The 20,316-nt window shown below is 39.9% G+C and carries 16 protein-coding genes and 2 pseudogenes; 4 read left to right on the top strand and 14 right to left on the bottom strand.

All coding sequences use genetic code 11. The features are described 5' to 3' along the window. The first annotated feature begins 22 nt into the window (after positions 1 to 22). Positions 23 to 888 (top strand): annotated as a pseudogene (gene tnpC, locus BMW43_RS17455) (IS66 family transposase). 1 nt (position 889) lies between these two features. After that, positions 890 to 1,171 (top strand): hypothetical protein, encoded by a 282-nt coding sequence (locus BMW43_RS17450; protein WP_091750681.1) that lies wholly within the window; start codon positions 890 to 892, stop codon positions 1,169 to 1,171. Between the two features lie 143 nt (positions 1,172 to 1,314). Here BMW43_RS17450 and BMW43_RS17445 read toward each other — a convergent pair whose 3' ends face one another. The 4 genes from BMW43_RS17445 to BMW43_RS17430 all read right to left on the bottom strand — a co-directional run bounded on the left by BMW43_RS17445 (position 1,315) and on the right by BMW43_RS17430 (position 7,656). Next, entirely contained in the window at positions 1,315 to 1,980 is a 666-nt protein-coding gene (locus BMW43_RS17445) for a type III toxin-antitoxin system ToxN/AbiQ family toxin (RefSeq protein ID WP_091750678.1), read from the bottom strand. Between the two features lie 673 nt (positions 1,981 to 2,653). Next, entirely contained in the window at positions 2,654 to 6,379 is a 3,726-nt protein-coding gene (locus BMW43_RS17440) for an nSTAND3 domain-containing NTPase (protein ID WP_091750675.1), read from the bottom strand. A 135-nt stretch (positions 6,380 to 6,514) separates the two neighbouring features. Further along, the gene (locus tag BMW43_RS17435; RefSeq protein ID WP_091750733.1) at positions 6,515 to 6,622 is read right to left on the bottom strand and encodes a DUF255 domain-containing protein; all 108 of its coding nucleotides are present in this window, start codon (positions 6,620 to 6,622) and stop codon (positions 6,515 to 6,517) included. Then, on the bottom strand, positions 6,619 to 7,656 hold the full coding sequence (locus BMW43_RS17430; protein ID WP_091750672.1) for a hypothetical protein: 1,038 nt from the start codon (positions 7,654 to 7,656) through the stop codon (positions 6,619 to 6,621). Before BMW43_RS17430 ends, BMW43_RS17435 begins: the two co-directional genes overlap by 4 nt. 145 nt (positions 7,657 to 7,801) lie before the next feature. On the opposite strand from BMW43_RS17430, the pseudogene BMW43_RS21590 reads away from it, so the two are divergent. Next, positions 7,802 to 7,954 (top strand): annotated as a pseudogene (locus BMW43_RS21590) (transposase); the annotation flags it as partial. 221 nt (positions 7,955 to 8,175) lie between these two features. On the opposite strand, the gene BMW43_RS17420 reads toward BMW43_RS21590, so the two are convergent. Continuing rightward, positions 8,176 to 9,204, bottom strand: a complete 1,029-nt coding sequence (locus BMW43_RS17420; RefSeq protein WP_091750670.1) for a hypothetical protein — start codon at positions 9,202 to 9,204, stop codon at positions 8,176 to 8,178. Between the two features lie 398 nt (positions 9,205 to 9,602). On the opposite strand from BMW43_RS17420, the gene BMW43_RS20945 reads away from it, so the two are divergent. Next, complete coding sequence (locus BMW43_RS20945; RefSeq protein ID WP_143050655.1) at positions 9,603 to 9,899, top strand: hypothetical protein; 297 nt, start codon at positions 9,603 to 9,605, stop codon at positions 9,897 to 9,899. Here BMW43_RS20945 and BMW43_RS17415 read toward each other — a convergent pair. From BMW43_RS17415 to BMW43_RS17375, 9 genes are all read right to left on the bottom strand, one after another. Then, positions 9,852 to 10,649: a TIGR02678 family protein gene (locus tag BMW43_RS17415; RefSeq protein ID WP_091750667.1), complete on the bottom strand. Its 798-nt coding sequence runs from the start codon at positions 10,647 to 10,649 to the stop codon at positions 9,852 to 9,854. The genes BMW43_RS20945 and BMW43_RS17415 overlap by 48 nt on opposite strands. Beyond that, the gene (locus BMW43_RS17410; protein WP_091750664.1) at positions 10,646 to 12,145 is read right to left on the bottom strand and encodes a TIGR02677 family protein; all 1,500 of its coding nucleotides are present in this window, start codon (positions 12,143 to 12,145) and stop codon (positions 10,646 to 10,648) included. The genes BMW43_RS17415 and BMW43_RS17410 overlap by 4 nt, the downstream gene beginning before the upstream one ends. Before the next feature lie 320 nt (positions 12,146 to 12,465). Further along, positions 12,466 to 13,458 carry a sugar phosphate isomerase/epimerase family protein gene (locus BMW43_RS17405; RefSeq protein WP_091750661.1) on the bottom strand — a complete coding sequence of 331 codons (993 nt, stop codon included), beginning with the start codon at positions 13,456 to 13,458 and terminating at the stop codon, positions 12,466 to 12,468. Between the two features lie 17 nt (positions 13,459 to 13,475). After that, positions 13,476 to 14,507 carry a Gfo/Idh/MocA family protein gene (locus BMW43_RS17400; protein WP_091750658.1) on the bottom strand — a complete coding sequence of 344 codons (1,032 nt, stop codon included), beginning with the start codon at positions 14,505 to 14,507 and terminating at the stop codon, positions 13,476 to 13,478. 111 nt (positions 14,508 to 14,618) lie between these two features. Continuing rightward, complete coding sequence (locus BMW43_RS17395; protein ID WP_091750655.1) at positions 14,619 to 15,455, bottom strand: sugar phosphate isomerase/epimerase family protein; 837 nt, start codon at positions 15,453 to 15,455, stop codon at positions 14,619 to 14,621. Positions 15,456 to 15,485: 30 nt separating this feature from the next. Further along, positions 15,486 to 16,529, bottom strand: coding sequence for an ABC transporter permease (locus BMW43_RS17390; RefSeq protein ID WP_091750652.1), 1,044 nt, complete (start codon positions 16,527 to 16,529; stop codon positions 15,486 to 15,488). After that, a complete protein-coding gene (locus BMW43_RS17385) occupies positions 16,510 to 18,009 on the bottom strand; it encodes a sugar ABC transporter ATP-binding protein (RefSeq protein ID WP_091750649.1) in 1,500 nt (499 codons plus the stop codon). The genes BMW43_RS17390 and BMW43_RS17385 overlap by 20 nt, the downstream gene beginning before the upstream one ends. A 78-nt stretch (positions 18,010 to 18,087) precedes the next feature. Then, entirely contained in the window at positions 18,088 to 19,251 is a 1,164-nt protein-coding gene (locus tag BMW43_RS17380; protein WP_091750646.1) for a substrate-binding domain-containing protein, read from the bottom strand. A gap of 33 nt (positions 19,252 to 19,284) precedes the next feature. Then, positions 19,285 to 20,307 carry an alcohol dehydrogenase catalytic domain-containing protein gene (locus BMW43_RS17375; protein ID WP_091750643.1) on the bottom strand — a complete coding sequence of 341 codons (1,023 nt, stop codon included), beginning with the start codon at positions 20,305 to 20,307 and terminating at the stop codon, positions 19,285 to 19,287. Positions 20,308 to 20,316: the final 9 nt, after the last annotated feature.

The following is a 20,316-nucleotide window of genomic DNA, read 5'->3' as shown; positions in this document are numbered from 1 at the left end:
CGTTCCACCTTTTATAAATAGAATGCAGAACAAGACCCTGTTGTTGATGCAAGATGTACTCCATGCAGATGAAACAACTGTGCAAATTCTTCGGGAGCCTAATAAATCTGCCACTTCAAGCAGCTATATGTGGCTATACAGGACAAGCGCAGATACAAAGCGACATATCGTTGTCTTTGAATATCAGCCAAGCCGAGCAGGCGTCCATCCGAAACAATTTTTAAAGGATTTTAAGGGAATTTGCACACCGATGGTTACGCTGCCTATCATACATTGCCCGAAATTACTGTTGTGGGTTGCTGGGTACATATGCGCCGTAAATTCGAAGAGGCTCTGAAAGCCATGCCCTCCAATGAAAGGGAGGTATCTTCGGCAAATGGTGCGATTCGGCACATCGGACTACTGTTCCATTTGGAAAAGCAATGGGAAAATATTGCCCCGAAAGAACGGCAAGAATTAAGATTGCAAAAATCTAAGCCTCAGGCAGAGGCTTTTTTTGAGTGGCTCCAAACGCTTCGTATTCTGCCGAAGACCGCAATGGGTAAAGCTGTGAATTACGCACTGGACCAGCGCAAATGGCTGATGAATGTCTACATTGATGGGCGAACTGAAATTTCAAACAACCGGGCTGAAAATGCCATACGACCGTTTGCTTTAGGTCGCAAAAATTGGTTGTTCTGCAATACTGTTAAAGGTGCTACTTCAAGTGCTGTAGTTTATTCGATCATCGAGACTGCCAAAGCAAATGATCTTCTGCCCTTTGAGTATTTGAAGTTTCTTCTTGAAACCGTTCCATCCACATCAGCTAGGAAATTAGATGCTCTATTACCGTGGGGTGATGCTGTCCCAGAAAAATGCCGTATGTCAATGAAAAAGGAGCATGTTTGATATGCCAAAGAATGCATCCACTCAATTTATGCTAGACTATGTCCAGTCGTATCTAGACGGTGAACGTAGCCGCATGGATTTCGATCTTGATTTCAGTTATTGTCTGATAAAACATTATTCCAAGATGGAAAAAGCAAATCGCGCTCTGGCGGAATGCTTTAACTTTTACATCGCCGAAGAAGGATTCGATCAGGCGGAAGGTTTATCAGATGCCCAGCACAAGAAGTTGATTCAAAAGCAGTTTAACGAATTCAATGCCGTTTTGCGAGATGGTTTTTTTTGAGATCCAGGGACTAACCTGATCTCTGTAATCCATTCTCGCTTTTTTATTATATTAGCATGTCTGTAATATCGAATGATATGTGATGAAGGGTTTGACGCTTACTTTTTTATTATGCTTAATTATAAGAAAAGAGCCTCTCGGCTCTACTCTTTTTTAGCAATTGTCACTTCAGATTTACTCTCGGCGGCGGCTGCCTCGATTTTACTTGCGGTAATGGTAGCAGCCGCTTGGGTCTTACCTATTTGTACTGTTTTATATTGTGAAAACGCAGTTTCTAATAATTTAAAGTTACAATAACAAGGTTTAATATTATTAGTGTTAATTTGTTTATGATATAATACCTCTGCCTTGTTTAAAATATCGCTTTTAAATAATTTCAAAAAATTGTATTCTTTTTCAAGTAAATCCTTATATTTAGTATCTGCTATCTTTGAGAAATCAATAAAATCATAAAGTGTGTCGTCTACTGGAATCATTTTTCTTATTTCTAAAACCGACAATAGCTTTTTAAACTTATCTGAACCTACTTTTTTATAAACATCATTGCCATGAATTTCAGAAGATGCAATATATTCATGTATTACATAATTATGTTCTGTAATATTTGCCCACCCAATCTGTCTTGGTTTTGCAGAAGTAAGCGGCATACAATATGTAAATCCACCCAGTTGAGTAATCAATCCCAAATAGGGTTTTCTACTATAATCTGGGGTATTATCATAAAAAACTTGAGAATCCTTTGAATGCAAATATTTAACATAATCAATGTTTATTTTGTAAAATCCAAAGTTATCGTATTTGATATCCATTTTACCTTCCAAAGTACAGTAGGGAACTCAAATGAGTTCCCTACCAGATTTAACGCCTCACACTTATACGGCTGTGAAACACCAGATTTAACGTCTCGCATTTATACGGCTGTGAAACACCAGATTTAACGTCTCACACTTATACGGCTGTGAAACACCAGATTTAATACCGCCTATATACCGAATATCAGCTAGCGGTAATATTTAACTTTCTTTGATATTATTATATTCAATATATCTATATATGTCAATAGAACCATAGTATCACAGAACCTATAATAAAGCAAAATCCTTATAATATTATATTCAAATTATGAAAATTATTGAATGGTAATTTTTATTACCTTTCAAACCATTCAAAAAAACCTATGTACAGAATGGCTACGGCTAATGCTCCTGACCAAAATCCCACCAATGATGGGTAAAGGATGGGGTTTGGGAGCAATAGGCCAAGAACCACATAGCGATACTCGTGAAACATTCCGAGCGTCTCAGTTGCAGTCATTAGGTATCCTCTCCCCTCAAAAGTAAGTGATTAATAATAATACTTTCTCCGTGATTTTTAGATTTCCTTTATAAAATTGCAAAAAATTCCATAATAGCCATGCATCGCAGGACACCCGAAAGCTACCCGATTATCATATGAGAATCAAAGAAACATTTTCCGATTCATTTACCATACACAGTCATCGATGAAGTTCCTAATTCGTTCTTCCTCTATGCGTCGACCATAGTAACTTATATGCTCGCTAACAAACTCTTTATGGTAAATGAATTCCCTTGTGTTTAATATAGGGAGAATGGATTTCCAAAATGCCCTTCTAGCTTCATAGGCTGGAATAAACGAGCCGTTCCCTGAAAAGCCCCTCTCTTCAAAGTAAATATTCTTAAAGACCTCAATATTCTTATTATGTTTTAGAAAGATGCTACAAAAGTGCGGAAATTTATCAGTCATATGGTAAACAACAGGTATAAAAATCAAATGCATCTTTCTACTGTCTAAGTATTGCTCTGCTATAAAATCCTCGATATATTTCTTGGCTTTTTCATTTGTTGCAGTATTTTCAAAGAATACTTCAATAAATTCATCTTCCCATAAATTTCCCCTAACGGAAAAATAATCGAAAACACTGTCTACAATCTCTTTGTAGTTCTCCATATCCCAAATGAAACCATATCTTCTTTCCTCGCTAACATTTGAAACATACTTTTCACTACTAAATCTCCAATCTAAATACTTCAGAATAAATGTGGCATCAAGTTCAAGAATTTGTCGGAGAACAGAACCATTATAGTCTTCATTTCTATCGATTGAAAGCTGATATAGATATAACTCTTCAAACAACTCTATATCGTCTTTAAATAGAACTCGTAAACGCTGACCCGCATCGGTCAAGTAATTAAAAAGTAAATCAAAGTTAAATGGGAACTTCTTTGTCTGCCCAAGTAACAAACGTACAACCGTTATATATACGCTCGGGTCAAATGAAGTAAACTTATTTAAAAAGTCGAAATTCAAAATAGTAATATAGCTTCTATTTTCAAGCAACGAGATTAACTCATAATAATAATACCTATTTGTCATTTCTTGCGGTAATGCTTCAAAGAAGGATAATAACCACTCTTCCTTGCACGCATAATCGTGCTCTTTTAGCATAACAAATAAATCTCTATGTTTTTCGGGGTAACAAGCTAAATATTTTGTTATTAAGAATCCACCTCTTAGCTTAATCTTATTCCCAGTCCCCTGAACATACTTCAGGACACATTCAAACATAGCCTGATTATCCTTAACAAGACCTATTAAAATCGTTTCAAATGACCGAGTAATGCTCCACTCGTTATGGTCTATATTACACGTTAGGATGTCTTCAAGTGCATCAACAAGTTGTTCAAACTGTATAGTATCAAAACGAGCAAATCGTTTTAATATCATGCTCTCCTTTATTTTTTCAACCTCTTCCCAGTTGGAGCATTCATCTCGAAGCAGTTTTGTTTCCGCTCTATCAATATTAAGCAAACAATACATTTTGTAGTGTGGGTGATTAAATTTTTGCTTTAATTCGGAGATGATTACACCATATGTAGTATCCAACTTTAGAAGTTTAAAGTAATTATGAGCTAAATGGCATTGACGATAGTTTGCACTATCAAAGTTATTTCTTATGTATGTTACAAGAAACTGGGCATCAAATTGAATTATACGAGATTTATCTTTGCTTTTCATTCCTAGAGTATCGTATCTCATGTCACTAATGTATTGGGCAAGAAACATGCTTATCTCTTTGCTATTTGCGCTAGTTGAGAGAAAAGATAAAATTATTGAACGCAACTTTTCTTGCTCTGTTGTTAACACTAATGAGAACCTAGTAAAATGAACAACCCTTCCCTCCATTAGATTATCGCTCTGTTCGCACTTTAAAAAATGATTGGCTATACTTAATATAATTTCTCTACAGAAACTAAACATATCCGTTTTTGCTAGTAAAGACTCAAATAAGGTTAATTGAACACTATACCCATACGCATGACTATCATGCGTATAACCCATTCTATTCATAAAACAATATATGAGTTGCCCCATTAGTTGTGGTTGTTTTGAAACATAGTATAGCATTGTGTCTATAGCCAATGATACGTTTGCAGTATATTTGTATTGCACTAGGATGTCTAAAACTCTGTCTGAGCAAGATGCCGCCATATTGTAAATTATAGGTTCCTCGCAAATATCTGGATTGATTGAATCAATCAATCTATTAAGTGTCGAAATAACTTCTATCTGTTTGAATATCCAAAATGTCTCAGCAAAGTTTAGGCAAGTATTACTGTCTGAATGCTTTATATTATTCCACGCCACATCAATATCGGAACTAAGTCTTTCCGAGGTTTTATCATACCCAAAAATATCAATAACTGGGTAAAGAGCATCACGCATCAGTTTTGGTTTTGTGTAGAAGAAACAACTTAGTAAATCACTAAATGATATAAGTTTTCTATCCACTACAACTTTGTAAAAGAAAAAAGTAGATTGAATTTGGTCAGAAATTTTAACCACTTGGTTATCATATAGGTCAACAAGCTCTAGTTTGTCCAACACTACTAGGCTTTCCCAGAAATCATGCTTATCAATTTCAAACACCTTGTAGATGTCCTCACAGATTGGAAAATCAATTCCCAGAACCCTAAAGTAAGAAAGTAATCCTAACGTTTTGAGAACCTTCAGGTCATTAAGTGCATCAACTTCATTCAGAAGATTTTTGAAAAATAATTCATAGATAATTCCCACGTTCCACAGGTCACTAAAACTATTATTCTCAATCGCAACTTTTGCCGCCATAAGAGCTAATCGAGGATTTCCTTTAGCGATATTGCAGATTCTTTCAACCCAAAGGCTATTATTTATCCCATAACTGCTATCCAAAATCCCTGCAATCTGAGTTCTATCAAAGCCTCCTACCGTAATTGGGCTATATTTTAAATGGGATACGAATTTTTCAAGATGATTAAGTGCATAATCTCTAACTGTTAAAATAATCTTTGTTCTCCCATTGGTTCTTGGTAGTAAGAGTTCAAGGCAGATATTAAGCTGGTTACATCTATTTGCATCGTCAATAAGCACCACTGAATTTTGCTGTTGTAGATAGGTATGCAGGTCACTATGAAGAGGTTGGTTCTTATCTACTATTATAAAATCTTTATAATCAGGATTACTCTTACAAAACTCCCTTATTGCCTGCAAAGCTAATTTAGTTTTACCCGAACCCGCTCTACCTGAGATAACTACCAAATCCGATATACTTAGCTGTTCGATGACCTGTGCTAACTCAGTTTCACGGAACAGAAACGGGTTAGTTAGCGGGACAGCATGACTGTTTTGCTTACTTAAAAAATCCTGAACAGTTAATATCTGCCCAGTATCCATGTCTACCCCTAAATAGTCCTTTGCAATAAGTGGATACTTATCATAAATATCAAAAGCTAAATTATCTATAGAAATATGAATTAATTTGCTTCCATGGCTTAAACAAAATTCGTCTAGCTGAGTTCTTTTTTCCGCAGACAACTTCGAATTGTAACAGAGAATAACTGTATCTATTTTATTCTTCGGTATACCAGTTTTTTTCTCGTCAAAGCATTTTTCTAAGTCATTCTTGAACTTGTCGAAAATTTTCTTCTCACTGCCCTGTTCGGTGGTATATTCTATAAACACAAAATTACCGTTTTCTAGTTTTATATAGGCATCAGGAGTCCCTTTTTTTGTCTTTTCGCTTCCCGATACTCCCCCCCAAGATGTCGGGGTTCCGTATCCCTCTTTGTATAGATAAATATTACATAAGTTTTGAAACTTACCACCCTCGGTAATTTGAATTTCACGTTCGATTTGTTTGAATTTAGACATAGCTAAAATCACTCCGCCCTTGCAAGATATTAACTATTCTATTACCCCTAACTGTTTATTTACATTTGCCAAATAGTAAAATTATCCTGCAAGTAAAAACCAGCATCGTCAAAATGCTGGTTTTTGCCCATATAGCTATGAATAAATCAGTTCCATCAACTTAGACGTACTATAGTCACAACTAAAAAATATCGGCTTGTCTTCTTCTCTCGCTTTCGCAAACGCTTCTTCACACCAGGTTATGGGGTGTTGTAATAGGTAGGGACTATTGTTTCATCCTTATTTTCTGGATATAAACTACCGAGTACTTTCTTCAGTTGTTCTTCAATAGCAATAATTTTTCCAAGCATAATTTTATTAATATCTGTTTCTCCATTAGTATCTTCTAAAGAATATTTACCTGGCTCAACTTTACAATTTTTTATTCTGCAATGACCCCATTCTATTTTTACATCGTTAACAATTTTTGCTATGTCAAATTTGTTTTTGTTAGAAGTATCTTGATTATACATTTCGACTATTTTAATGAATAACTCGTTATGTTTTTTCCATGCACTCATCAATTTTTTGTTTTCATCCATATCAAATCCATTGGGGGCAATTGTCCCTTTTACTGCCAGCGGTGATAACATCTTAAAAAAAGCTTGACTATGCCATTTCGTCAATTGTGGCAATTGATGAGAATATATAACAAAAGGCGAAAATCTAAATTCTTGAATTACTTCACAAAGTTCTGCTTCTAAGAATTGACCATACACTATCAAAACTTCATTCAAAAGATATTGCGCAAGTCGTTTGTTGTAATCCAATATTATTTGATAGTTGCGTGGAATAAAGCTATAGTCTTCAACTATATCTTGTTTTTCATTGTTCTTATCCAAGTATGGAGACCTATTTAAATCAAGATATTCAACTTCGTTGAAATATTCATCTGAAACCAAGTAATCTAAAGATGTAATTTGCCTTTCGGTTAAAGACGCAGAACGAAACATTCCATAGATAATGTGCCGATAATGGTCATCCAATATTTTATACAGACTATCCAAAGCAATTCTTTTTTTTAGCGTCTTATCTTGCTCATTCTGTTTTAACAAAACTAAATCATAAAAATATATTAATGCTATGCTTGTTAATAATCCCGCTCCTGTATTTAACAATACATTCTGCCACCATTGCTGTGTAGCATTTGTAAGAAAGTCATATGGATTATTACAATATTGCATATACCAAGCAATTATGAGTATTATCCAACCGATAACGAATGCTTTGATTAACACAGCATGTAACTTTTTATTAATATCTATCAGTCCTTTACTATATATTTTAAGATAACAAAATAAAACATTTCCTTACCTCAACTGAGTTTCAAAATTATTGGCAATTTTTTTATAAGGGACATGGGGACTGGTTAATTGTCCCAAATTGTCCGGTCGATTACATTTTTTGATGTTCCTTAACGGCATTCGGACGTCACGAAAACTTGAAAATGAATGCAAAAGAAATATGGAGCTCATGTGGCTGCTTAAAGAGTTAAAACCGGATTATCGCACCATTGCTGATTTTCGCAAAGACAATAAAATGCCTGTCCCCATGTTTTCTCTAGCCGAAAACCGGCTCCACCATGAAAAAATGTGGGCCGGCTTTATAGCTTATTTTTTATGGTTTTCAGAAACAACTAACGGCTGGGGTGGTTAACACACGCACATATTACTCTGGAAAACTAGCTGCTTAATAGCTGATTATCAAATATTAAGCTATTCTAAGGGAAACTGAGTAATCCGTTGTTTAATATCTACTTAATGGGGACGCCGCAAAGAATCTGGAACGAAGATTGTCATATTTGATTCGTGTTTTATAGATGTGTCAAAAAAATCAATAGTTTCAATTTTTGATACTTTTGGTTCAATAAGGGTGGGATGTGCAAGTTGCCTTAAATCATTATCAACCAATTCAAGAACAGGGCTCTCTCTCATCGATTCAAGATATTTCGCAACTTTCCTCTCCACAGGATGATGAAGCTCCCTTTCTTTAGGTAAGTGTGCATCGCTCTGTAGAAACTTAATAACTATTTGCCATGATGAATAGAAATATTCCATAAAACTTTTGTTATACAGTAATGGGCAAACAACCATACCGTCTTTGGAAGAGCATGTAGGTTCATTATTCCAACTTGCCGGAATAATTCCAAGACACAATCCTCTCGAATGTTTTAACAACATACGATTTATTTTAACTGATGCCGCCACCCACATATCCGAATCTGTATTTCCAATGAATAAGTCAGCTTGCCATATACCACGGATTACCGTAGGCAGTGAGCCCCTCAAAGATTGCTTTCGGAACGAGTTTATCATGGCATCTATGTGTTCTTTTATTTTGATAGATTCTCCATGTAGATTAATAATCAACTTGGAGTCTGGTGTCAAATTATTAATTAATTTATTAGAAATTTGCAAGATGCCATCTTTTTCAAAACCTAAAAGGATAGAGGTGGTTCTGTTTCCTTTAATACCACATAATGAAAGCGCATCTTGAATGCGTTCCAAAACCAATGGATTATTATTACGAATGGCAGAATGGACAGCATATTCAAAACAGATTCCACAATCACCAAAACCATATCTGTGAGCTCTTGCCAACTGGCGCAGTAAAATATCATTGATCGTTCCATAGTCTTTTACAACTTCATGTTTCAAATGAACAAGCAAACCAAATAAGATTGGGCGAATCATAGCCAGAAGTATTTTCTCCTGATGTGAATCTAAGTCATTATAATCCTGCTGTGTAAAAAGGTTATCTTTTTGGATCAATTCAAATAGTGCCATTTCTTATCCCCTCGCTTAACACTCTACGCATGTATACCATACATCCCAAGTAAATTTAAGGTAGTGCCTTTTTCATACAGGAAGCAAAGGGACGCTTTTTTGCTTCTTTACTCATATCCTAAAAGGAATATAATATTATTTTTGCTCCTAAATCAGGAGAACCCTGCTAAATTTTGTATTTATTTTACAAAGTTACTTATTTGGCAATAATTTTCTACAGACTTATTGCCATTACTTGACACTCCAGCTAGATACACTTGGCATTGCCTTACTTTCTTCTATTTCTCATAACTTTTCTACCAGATACTTGCAAAGCCATGCACTACCGGCATCATTTGACTCGTTAGTACCGTCCCCATTTTCTTTATACCGGGAATTCTGGTATAACGGATAAAGAATTGGCGTTAGATATTTTTTCAAATGATAGAACAAAGGGTATAGAATTATTTAAGAATTATAACAATGGGGATAATCGCGATCAATGTTTAGACTATACGGAAAAAGTGATAGTATCAGATAAAGCTGTAATGGACTATTTAAATCAAATGGGAATTACAAGCATTAGCCAATTGCAACAGTTAAATAAAGAGATGCGAGATGAAGCCATACGAAAACTGAAAAAAATAGAAGGCATTACGATAAGGCAATTAGCTAGGATGACGGGAATAGCTAAGAGTGTAATAGATAGAGTATAATGAGAGGGACGTGAAACCTGTCCCTTCGTCCCTCTTTCTTAAGTAAATGAAGTCTTCCGGCCTGGCATCGGCGGCATTACAGGCGGCAGCCAGCAGTAACTGACGGTAAATGCGCACCCGCCGCCCCATGCCGGTAGCCGCCTCCTCATCAAAAAACTCGGCTGCCTGCAAAGCCTGCCGGCTGTCATACTGCTGCAAATCTTTCGGATAGGACCGCAGGAAATACCGTGCCAGCAGGGTCACCTCGTACAGCGCCTCTCCCTCCTGACGCATGGCAAACTGTTCGCCGTCTCCGTCCACCAGATAAATAAGGCTGGCCGCTTCGGCAAAGGCCAGCACCCGTACCAGCGCCCGCCGGTGTTCATAGTTTTCCCAGTTTAACCGGCTGACAAGCTCTGCTTCATGCGGATACAAGGCTAACAGGCTTTCGCATAAATCGCTGAGCAAAAATTGCTCTTCCACATCCTTTTCCTCCAGAAAGGCCATGAAACAGCAAAACAGCGCATAGTCACGGGGCTGTTGAAACGCATTAATTCCCATCCAGCTTTGCGGCTGAGCCGGAATTTTTTCCAATTTATAAAACTGGGGGTTTTGGAGCAACCGCCAACCGCATTTTTCAAAGAAATAATTTCTCAGCTTCGGTTCACAGCGACGGATCAGATTGTACTGGTCCGGCTGTTCCTGGCGAAGCACCCAGTAGTTTTCCAGCAGCAGCGCCAGCGCTTCCCTGACATCTTCCTGATCCGTCATAGCGCACCGCCTTTTCTTCGCTCCTCAAATTGCAAGGTAAAATTGGGCATTTCCAGTATTCCGTCCGTACTTTTCAGCTGAATCCGCCGGTCGGCAGCGTCGGCCAGCAGGCGAATCTTCCGTCCTGTTTCCGTTTGGATATACCGCTCCTGACTCTGCATACAGCGGGCAATCCAATTTAGCAAAGTCTTACGAACAAAAGGTTCAATCGGCGGTAAATCGGCCAGCACAATTTTATGATCATCAATGAGCTGATCAATCAGTTGTTCCTGCCGCCGTTGCTCGGCAATATAGGCCCGGAGTGCGGCCTGTTTCTCGGCCGTCCGGTCCTGAAGCGCCCCAGGCCGGCTTTTTTCCCGGTACCCTACGACACGCGGCGGTGTCAAAACCTCGGTCGGCAGTTCCTCCATAACGCCTTGCTCCATATCTTCGCTCAAACGCGGCTCCGCATACAGATGGCGGCTGTGCGCCACGCCAAAGAGCAGTGCCGACAGTTTATGCGCTTCCCCGATATCCGTCAGACCGGCAAACCAGCCTGCCAAGTGCAGATAATCATGACGGCGGCTGCGAAAGGCCTGATGCCGTTCACCCAGCCGCTGAGCAAACCGGGCAATGCGGCGAATGGTGTCGGTCGTCTCGTTTTGCAGTGTCACCAGTTCACTGGGCAATCCGTTGCGGCCAAGGAACCATTCGGCCAGGCTGCGGTATCGATCCTGATAACTGTCCATCCATTCTTCCCGGCTGGGCTGAACATCCATCCGGGGAATCGTTAGCTGATAGTCAGCCAGCTTACCGGCCAGGGCCATCAGTTTGTCCGGGTTTGTCCGCTTCAACAGCGCCTCTATTTTAAACGAAGCCCGCTGCATACTTAAAATAAAATTCTGCAGATATTGCGTAAAAGCATTTTTATAAGCGACAAAGGCCTCCGTCATCATCTGCTCCTCCACCTTGTCGCTTTTCAAATGAGCCAGATAATCGGAAGCATTCTGCACCATGTCCCGGAAATAACCGTACAAATCTTCCCAGGTACGGTTCAACTCCCCGGCCTCCAGCGTTGGTCCCTGCTCCAGAAAGCGCAGCAATGCTGCCTGCAGACGTTCAAACAGCGTCACTTCCAGCGAACCACCGGCAAAACCACTGCCTAGTTGCTGCAGCCGCTGTACCATCCGTTCGATTTCTATCGTATAAGGCGTACACTGATAACGGAACTTTTTCCGCTTAAAATCTTCTATAGTATGTACCCGTCCTGTTTCCTGCCGTGGAATGAGATTTTTCCAATCCACCAATTGTTTTAAATCCTGCTGCAGTTGTTCTTCACTATAAGTGGTAAAAAACGGACTTTCTTTAAGAGCTCCGTAGATCTCCTCCGGGTATATATAATGGTGCAGCCTTTCATGCTGCACAAAGCAGTACCGCAAAATAGCCCGGTAGCGCCAGGTGTTATCGGTATGCAGATAGCTTGTCTCTATAATAGCTCGCAAATCCAATTCGTCCATATATCCCTATCCTTAATTAACAATTAATTACAACTTGCATGCATTGTATCACTATTTAGACTGGTTCATACAAAATTCCTGCAAAAGTTATCTGTTAAATTTTTCCTCTCCACTTATTTTCGTCAATTCTCCCCTTGTCTTTGAATCAGAACCATCTCCGGCAATCTACCATGACACAGTGAATCCGCTGAATTCAAAAAACGCGCTGCCAGGCAACGTCCCCGCTCCGCTAAAAATAGCCGGCACTCATTATAAGTGCTGGCTATATCAGTCTGATTTATTAAGGTTTATCTTCCACCGTTTCTTAAAAAACATGAAGGTCAATTATCCGCTTTAAGTGCTGCATCAAACGCAATATGCGACGGAGAAAAATTAATTTTCCTTACATAAGCGCATGCCTCTGCCGCACCAAATTCACGCTTCATGCCCGAATCTTCCCACTCTACGGATAACGGTCCTTCATAACCTATTTGGTTGAGTTCCCTGATAATACCATCAAAATCAACATTCCCATGCCCGACTGAAACAAAATTCCAGGCCCGGCGAGTATCACCAAACTCCAGATGCGATCCCAGTATCCCGGCCTTTTCATTACGCTGCAGCTTGACATCCTTCATATGCACATGATAGATGCGGTTGGCAAAATCCCGCAGAAATGTCAGTTCATTTACGCCTTGCCAAACCAGATGACTGGGATCATAATTCAAACCTAGTGTAGGACGATAGTGAAACTTTTCCAACAAACGTTCCGTTGAATAGTAATCAAACGCAATTTCGGTAGGATGGACCTCTAAGGCAAAACGAATCTCCTGTTCATCAAAGACATCAAAAATTGGTGTCCATAGATCATAAATTTTATGAAACCCAGCTTCTACCATTTCCGGCGTAGTCTGTGGGTAAGAATACCACCATGCCCAAATTGGGGAACCTAAAAAACCGTTAATTACCAAAACATCCATTTTTCTTGCAGCCAGAGCGGTACGCTTCATTTCTTCGATAGCCCATATACGAATCTTTTCCGGCTGCCCGGAAATATGTTTTGGAGCAAAATTATCCAGACGCCGATCCCAGTTATCGCCTACACACTGCCCTGCAAGATGAGCAGAAATCGCCCAGCATTTTAGGTTATATTTTTTCAATGTATCTTGTACGTAGGCTATATATGTTTCGTCATTCAAAGCCCGGTTTACATCAAAATGAGCATGGGTCGCCAGTTCCAGTCCCTCATAACCTGATTTTTGTGCTAAAGCGCATAGCTTTTCCAGGGAAAGGTCACCAAATTGCCCCGATGCCAAAGTTACTGGCCGTGTCATCTTCTCACTCCCAACTTTTAATCAATTTTCACTCTTTTCCCGGTGTTTGATGATTCTATTGCAGCAAATACTGCTTTCATGGCGCTCAGCGCTTCAGCTCCGGATATTTCCGGCGCCGTATTATTTACCAGGCAATCCACCCATAAATCAATAATACCGGATTTTGTCTGTTTATCATTCGTTTGTATCTGATCTACCTCATAATGAATCTTCTCACCGGTTTTGAGTTCGATAATTATAGAATAGTGCGGGTCATCATAAAGACGCATAATTCCCTTGGTACCATAAAGAATCGTCGAATTATCCTCCGCCCCGTAGTAGTTCCAGCTTGCCGTCATGGTTCCTATGGCTCCGCCAGACATTTGATAAATGCAAATCGCATTATCATCTACGCCAATAAACTGTCCATCCGCTGTTTTTTTGTCCAATGTACCCAAATAGGCAGTCACTTCCGAGATTTTCTCCCCAGTTAAAAATTGAATTAAATCTGTCTTATGAATTCCAAGATCTGCCATAGCACCAAACACTGCTGTTTTTTTATCAAAAAACCAGACATTTTTGCTGTCGATTGCCCAGGTTTCCGGTCCGCCATGTCCAAAAACGGTCCTAAACGTAATAATATGGCCAATCATACCCTCCTGAATTAAACGTCGGGCCATAGCATGTGTCTTGGTAAGACGTTGATTATGGCCAATCATCAAAAACTTTCCCGTCTTTTCCGCGGCAGCAACCATTCTTTTACATTCATCCAGTGTAGTCGCCATTGGCTTCTCACAAAGAACATGTTTGCCGTTTTCCAATGCGGCTACTGTAATTTCGCAATGAACGGCATTAGCGGCACAAACACTGACAGCCTCAATCGTCGGATCAGCTAATAATTGCTGATATGATTCATAAACTTTCCCCCCATATTTTTCGGCCATTTCCGTGGCCCGTGAATAGCACAAATCATACAATCCGGCAATATTTACGTTTTTATTATCCATATATTCGGGCAAATGACGCACCTGCGCAATTTTACCACAGCCAATAATACCTACTTTAATCATAATCAGTTCTCTCCCTTTACATCGTTGCATTCAATAAGAAGTATTGGTTATAAACCTTTTGGCTCTGCCTGCATGGTTGGCTTTACTTTCTTTCGTATTGTGAAAAAGCCTTTATTTAAGCGTACCTTCAATGGCCTTTAGATTTTCTAATGAAATTCTGGCACAGGAATCCGGGTGAATCCCCCTCGTAGGAAAACCTGTTTCCATGGTTACGTACCCAGCATAATCGACATCCTTTAATGCCTGCATAATTGCCACAAAATCACATCCGCCGGTGCCAGGAGCTTTTCTGTCATAATCGGTCAGATGAACATGTTTCAGATCATTTCCCATGCGGTAAATGTAGTCTGTCGGCGGTTCATTGCGGTATAAAGCATGCGCCGTATCAAACATAACGAAAACATTGTCCATACCAACCTGGTCTTTCATAATCAGTGCATCATCCGCTGTTTCAACCAGATTGCTGTCCGTTGGCGTTGGTTCAAGGCACAGCCGGGTACCTTTTCGCCGCGCGTATTCCGCAATATTACGAATACTTTCCCGCGAATATTTCCACGCCTCTTCCTGTTTGGTCCCATAAATATACCAACCACATACAATGAGCACAGTATGACAGTTAAAATCATCCGCCATATCAATTACGTCCTTTACATACTGCACGGACCATTCCCGCTCTTCTTTCATGGCAGAAGCAATATTGGCGCCCGGTCCGCCGCCCGGAGCGGGGAGCAAGGAAGAAAACACAATATTACTGTCTTTTAACCATTTATTAATTTCTTTACGTTTAGCAGCATCCAGAAAATAAGGCCAGGCATGCGGCGATGCGCAGCCTAGTTCAATAGCGTCATAGCCAATCCGGGCTAATCGTTCAATTGTGTCTTTCAGCGGATAAGCGGGAACCCAGCAGGGAAAACTGCTATACGCCCATGTGTTAAATGAATATTTCATATGTCTTTCCCCCTAAAAATGAATTTTACGTTACTGAAAACGACTAATCTGATTTTTTTTTAGTTCTTTAATATTCCTTTTGATGTATTCAATATTTTGTTTCAGATACTCAACATTGTTCAAAGCAACTGCGATTATTATAATCGCACCGCGCACCATCATCTGCTGGCTGACATTTAGGCCCCCGATTATAAGTCCATTATTTATAATTCCCAGCAGCAACGACCCAATAACGGCTCCAATAATATTCCCGGTTCCTCCGGACATGGAAGTTCCACCTAAAACCACTGCTGCAATCACCGACAGTTCATCACCTATTCCGTATGTATAACGGGCGGTTTGAGTCCTGCCGGAATAAAGAAGGCCGGCAAAGGCTGCTGCCATTCCACTGAAAGTCATAACAAGAATGGTAATCTTATGGATGTTAATTCCCGAATAGGCTGCTGAAATGGAATTTCCCCCAATAGCCAGAACCTTCTTCCCATAGGGCAAATATTTTAGTGCGAAATGTCCGATCAGCAAAGCAATCATTGCCCAAAACAACAAAATCGGAACACCAAAAATCATTCCCATACCAAAAATGAAATTAAAAGTTTTATTCATAATTGGAACAGCTTTAGTATCTGTTAGCCACATTGCAACACCTTGTACAGAACACAACATTCCTAGTGTAGTTAAAAAAGACGGAATTCTTACTATAGTGGTTAAAAAGCCATTAACCGCTCCAATGAATGCCCCAAGGATTAAACTGCTTGTTACTGCCAAAATGACATTGTTCGTTGCCTGCAAAATCAAAGCAGCAAGCAGCGAAGATAGAGCTACTATAGCTCCTACCGATAAATCAATTTGACCCGCAGCGATTACAAAAGTCATGGCTACAGCCATAACTGAAATCATAGCTGTTTGCCGCGTGATGTTCATGATATTCGGAACCGAGAAAAAGTTGCTACCCAGCCAAACGGCAAAAAAGATGAGGACAATAACGAAAATAACATACACCATATACTTATCCAAATTTTTCAAACCTTGATAAATTATCTTTTCAGCGCCTGTTTCACTGGTTTTGGATTGCATGCTGCAGCACCTCCTCGGACTTAATTTCGCAATGTTCCAACACGCCTGTCACCGTACCGTTGTTAAGTACAATAATCCGATCACAAATAGCCATCATTTCAGAGAGTTCGGAAGAAACAAATATTACGCCCCGGTTTTGACTAACAAATTGCCTTACCAAGTCAATAATTTCTCCTTTAGCAACTATATCTACACCAGCCGTCGGCTCATCCAGTAACAGTAATTTCGGTTTGGTGTTCAGCCATTTTGCTATGACCAATTTTTGCTGATTGCCGCCAGAGAGGTTTAACATTTTGACATTAATACCGTCTGTTTTTATTCCCAGTTCCCGAATCCATCGCTCACTAAGCTTTTTCACCTGCTCACTGCTAATGATCCCCCTTCGCTTAACGGTTTTCATGTTCGTTATAATCAGATTATCCTTTAACAAGTGCTGAATTACTAACCCTTGCCGCCGTCTGTCTTCGGGAACTAACGCCACACCATACTCAATTGCCTGACGGATATTCCTGAAACGGACTGTTTTGCCTTCCAGTTTGACTTCTCCGCCACTTAATTTTCTTATGCCAAAAAGACACTCCAGCAGCTCTGTTCTGCCGCTTCCCATCAATCCGGCCACCCCTACTACTTCCCTCTGTCTGACAGTAAAAGAGACATCCTTTAGTATATCTTCTACTTTCAAATGACTTACTTCTAGCAAAGAGCTCTCCCCAACCGGTGTTATACGCTCTTTCCATTCCATTGTTTTCCCCGCACTGTTTCCCATCATATATTGAATCAGTGATTTAAGTGTGTACGCGGCAGTTGGCTGGCTAGCTACAATTTTCCCATTACATAATACCGATATTTCATCCGCTATTTTAAAAATCTCATTCATCCGATGAGAAATATATACAATGGAAACTTGTCTTTCTCTTAGATTATTAATTATCTTAAACAAAATTTCCGTCTCTTTATCACTCAACGAAGCTGTCGGCTCGTCCATAACCAGCACGGAAGCGTTTTTTCTTAATGCTTTAGCGATTTCAATTAGTTGACAATATCCAACATTCAGATTTCCGATTCGTTCCTCGACATCAATATCTATCCCAAGCTCTTTCATCAGCGACTGCGCTTTCCTATGCATCTCTTTCTTATCCAAAAAAATACCTTTTTTCAGTTCTTTATTTAAAAAGATGTTTTCTGTAACACTTAGTGTTGGAATCAAACTTAGCTCTTGAAAAATTATACTAATACCATTCTTTTGCGCATCGTTAAATTTATTGATTTTTGTTTCTTTGCCATTTATTCTGATTGTTCCGGCATCACTGGAATATATGCCTGTAAGTATCTTCATCAGCGTCGATTTGCCCGCACCATTCCCGCCAACCAGCGCATGGACACTTCCTCTTTTAAGTCTGAAGTCGACATCTTTTAATACAGGAACTCCCCCAAATGATTTTTGGATTCCCTCAAGCGACAATACATAGTCAGACATCATTCACCTCACACCTCCGCTTAAATAGTATGAAGCCGTTTAACCATCGGCTTCATACTATTTAATTGCGTTTAATTATGTTTAATTGTTTTTATGTTGCTTCACAATATCCACTAATGCTTGCGGGGCTTCTACTCCATATGACATCTTATATGCTTCCAATACATTTGCTTTTACTACCGGTAATGCCGGCGGTGTCACAAAAGTGGAAGGCAGTTTCTTACCCAACAACCCATAGGCTGCAATTAACGCTTCCGCTTTTCCCTGTTCAGCCGAACGCGGCGCACCGGTTCCTCTGATCATACCGTCTTCCGCAATTAAGCGGGCAGCGTTATCGCCTAAATCGCAAGTAGTAATGATCACATCATTACGTCCCAGTGATCGTGCTGAAGCAATAGCTCCTTCTGCCGGAACATCCCAGGTTGCATAAATTCCATTGATATCAGGATATTTGGCAAAAATGGCATCGGCAACGGCACCAGTATTGTTCACATTGGTAAAGCCCGCTTCCATCACGATTTCTATATTGGGATAATTGTTTTTTATAGTTTCACGAAAACCGCGATCACGTTCGTTGGTCACAAAGTAATCCATATCATAGAACATCATCGCTACCTTGCCCTTATACCCTAACTGCTGGGCCATAATATCGGCAGCCGCTTTTCCATTTCCATAGCTATCCGAACTAGCACTTCCTAAATAATCAACACCCGCTTTATACCCGGCAGCTACATTTTCCATAAAAACAATTTTGGTCTTCGTTCCTTTTACTTTTTCCAATGCACCGGCAACCGAATGGGGATCAACAGGCATGACAAATAATACATCCGGTTTAAGGGCCAGAGCGCTTTCAATATCCGAGACCTGAGCTTCCGCTTTGAACTCGGCAGCAGTCACTGAAACTACATCAATCCCCCAGCTGGCAAGAGCTTCTTTTGCCGCTGCCAACTTACGCTGATTACATTGATCGCTTAAGGTATGATAACTAAAAGCAACTTTATATTTACCTTTCTTTAATTGCTCAATTTCTTCATTAGTCAGGGAAAGCGCCGATGGAGCAACAGCCTTAATACCTTCAGGGCTTACACTTAATGCTTCCCGGGGATTTAAATCAATGGGAGGATAAGATTTTGTTGACTCAGTCTGAACCTGTTTGTTGTTCTCAGAAGGTGTGTTACCGCAACCGGTCATTACAGTTGCTGCTAAAAGCACGGACAAAACAATCAAAAGAACTTTTTTCAACATGAACTACTCTCCTCTTCTTTTTTATTTTTTGCATCAATCCCAAACAAATACTACTTTTTGTGTCTGACCTGAATCAAATAAAGGAAATGCTTTTGTAGCTTCAGATATATTAAATGTATGACTGGATATTTTTTTTAATGGAATTTCCTTCCGGATAATAAAATCAGCAATTTCTTTCCAATCGCTGCGATTAAAGTACCAACATCCTTTTAGTTCTACTAGCGTCCGGATAAACTGATTGCTCGGATCAATTGCGGCATTTTGCGACTCAGCAATAAGCCCCACACAACCTTTCGCCTTTACACCATTAAGGCCTGTCGCAAGTGGAATCGTACCCCCAGCGCAAACAATTGCAGCATCCGCCCCTCCCTCTGTTAGTTCTTTAATCTTCTTCACCGGATCTTCCTTACTGGAATTAATTATGTAGTCGGCTCCCAGGCTTCGGGCCATAGCCAATCGTTTTTCATCAACATCTACGGCAATGACGTTAGCGCCAAATCCCTTTGCCATTAAAATTCCACCACTGCCCATTGGTCCACAGCCGACAATAACAACCGTCTTTGTACCGTCAACGTGCAGCCGTTTACAGGCTGTATACAGAGTACCGCCAACATCGGTTGCCAACGCACCGGTTATGTAATCCATTTTCTCCGGCAGTAATAAGCAATTTTCTTCGGGAATCGTCATGTAGTCCGCATGAGCGCCATTTACCGCAAAACCAATACACCGAAAAGAGCGACACAGCATGATATCACCCTTTAAACAATGAGAGCATTGCCTGCAGCCAAGCCCAAGATAAAGTGCGACCCTGTCGCCAATTTTAACTTGCGTCACTCCTTCCCCTAGCGCTTCCACAATCCCACAAGGTTCGTGCCCCGGCGTAATATTGGAATTATCGTCATCTTCAAACAAGTTGTCGCCATGATAACGATGTAAGTCACTCCGGCACAGCGCAGAAGCTTTCATCCGAATTAGTACTTCTCCCTTCCGCGGGTTGGGGATTGCCTCTTCAACCACTTGGATACACTCTTTGCCAAGAATTTTTGCCGCTAACATTAATAAAAT

It is taken from the genome of Propionispora vibrioides, from assembly GCF_900110485.1.
Lineage (GTDB): Bacteria > Bacillota > Negativicutes > Propionisporales > Propionisporaceae > Propionispora > Propionispora vibrioides.
This window is presented reverse-complemented; position numbering and strand designations above follow the sequence as displayed.

What these genes read in the sequence shown, in the direction of transcription:
- BMW43_RS17450 (WP_091750681.1), top strand. Translation starts at nt 890, where the DNA reads ATGCCAAAGAATGCATCCACTCAATTTATGCTAGACTATGTCCAGTCG.
- BMW43_RS17445 (WP_091750678.1), bottom strand. Translation starts at nt 1,980, where the DNA reads ATGGATATCAAATACGATAACTTTGGATTTTACAAAATAAACATTGAT.
- BMW43_RS17440 (WP_091750675.1), bottom strand. Translation starts at nt 6,379, where the DNA reads ATGTCTAAATTCAAACAAATCGAACGTGAAATTCAAATTACCGAGGGT.
- BMW43_RS17420 (WP_091750670.1), bottom strand. Translation starts at nt 9,204, where the DNA reads ATGGCACTATTTGAATTGATCCAAAAAGATAACCTTTTTACACAGCAG.
- BMW43_RS17415 (WP_091750667.1), bottom strand. Translation starts at nt 10,649, where the DNA reads ATGACGGATCAGGAAGATGTCAGGGAAGCGCTGGCGCTGCTGCTGGAA.
- BMW43_RS17410 (WP_091750664.1), bottom strand. Translation starts at nt 12,145, where the DNA reads ATGGACGAATTGGATTTGCGAGCTATTATAGAGACAAGCTATCTGCAT.
- BMW43_RS17405 (WP_091750661.1), bottom strand. Translation starts at nt 13,458, where the DNA reads ATGACACGGCCAGTAACTTTGGCATCGGGGCAATTTGGTGACCTTTCC.
- BMW43_RS17400 (WP_091750658.1), bottom strand. Translation starts at nt 14,507, where the DNA reads ATGATTAAAGTAGGTATTATTGGCTGTGGTAAAATTGCGCAGGTGCGT.
- BMW43_RS17395 (WP_091750655.1), bottom strand. Translation starts at nt 15,455, where the DNA reads ATGAAATATTCATTTAACACATGGGCGTATAGCAGTTTTCCCTGCTGG.
- BMW43_RS17390 (WP_091750652.1), bottom strand. Translation starts at nt 16,529, where the DNA reads ATGCAATCCAAAACCAGTGAAACAGGCGCTGAAAAGATAATTTATCAA.
- BMW43_RS17385 (WP_091750649.1), bottom strand. Translation starts at nt 18,009, where the DNA reads ATGATGTCTGACTATGTATTGTCGCTTGAGGGAATCCAAAAATCATTT.
- BMW43_RS17380 (WP_091750646.1), bottom strand. Translation starts at nt 19,251, where the DNA reads ATGTTGAAAAAAGTTCTTTTGATTGTTTTGTCCGTGCTTTTAGCAGCA.
- BMW43_RS17375 (WP_091750643.1), bottom strand. Translation starts at nt 20,307, where the DNA reads ATGTTAGCGGCAAAAATTCTTGGCAAAGAGTGTATCCAAGTGGTTGAA.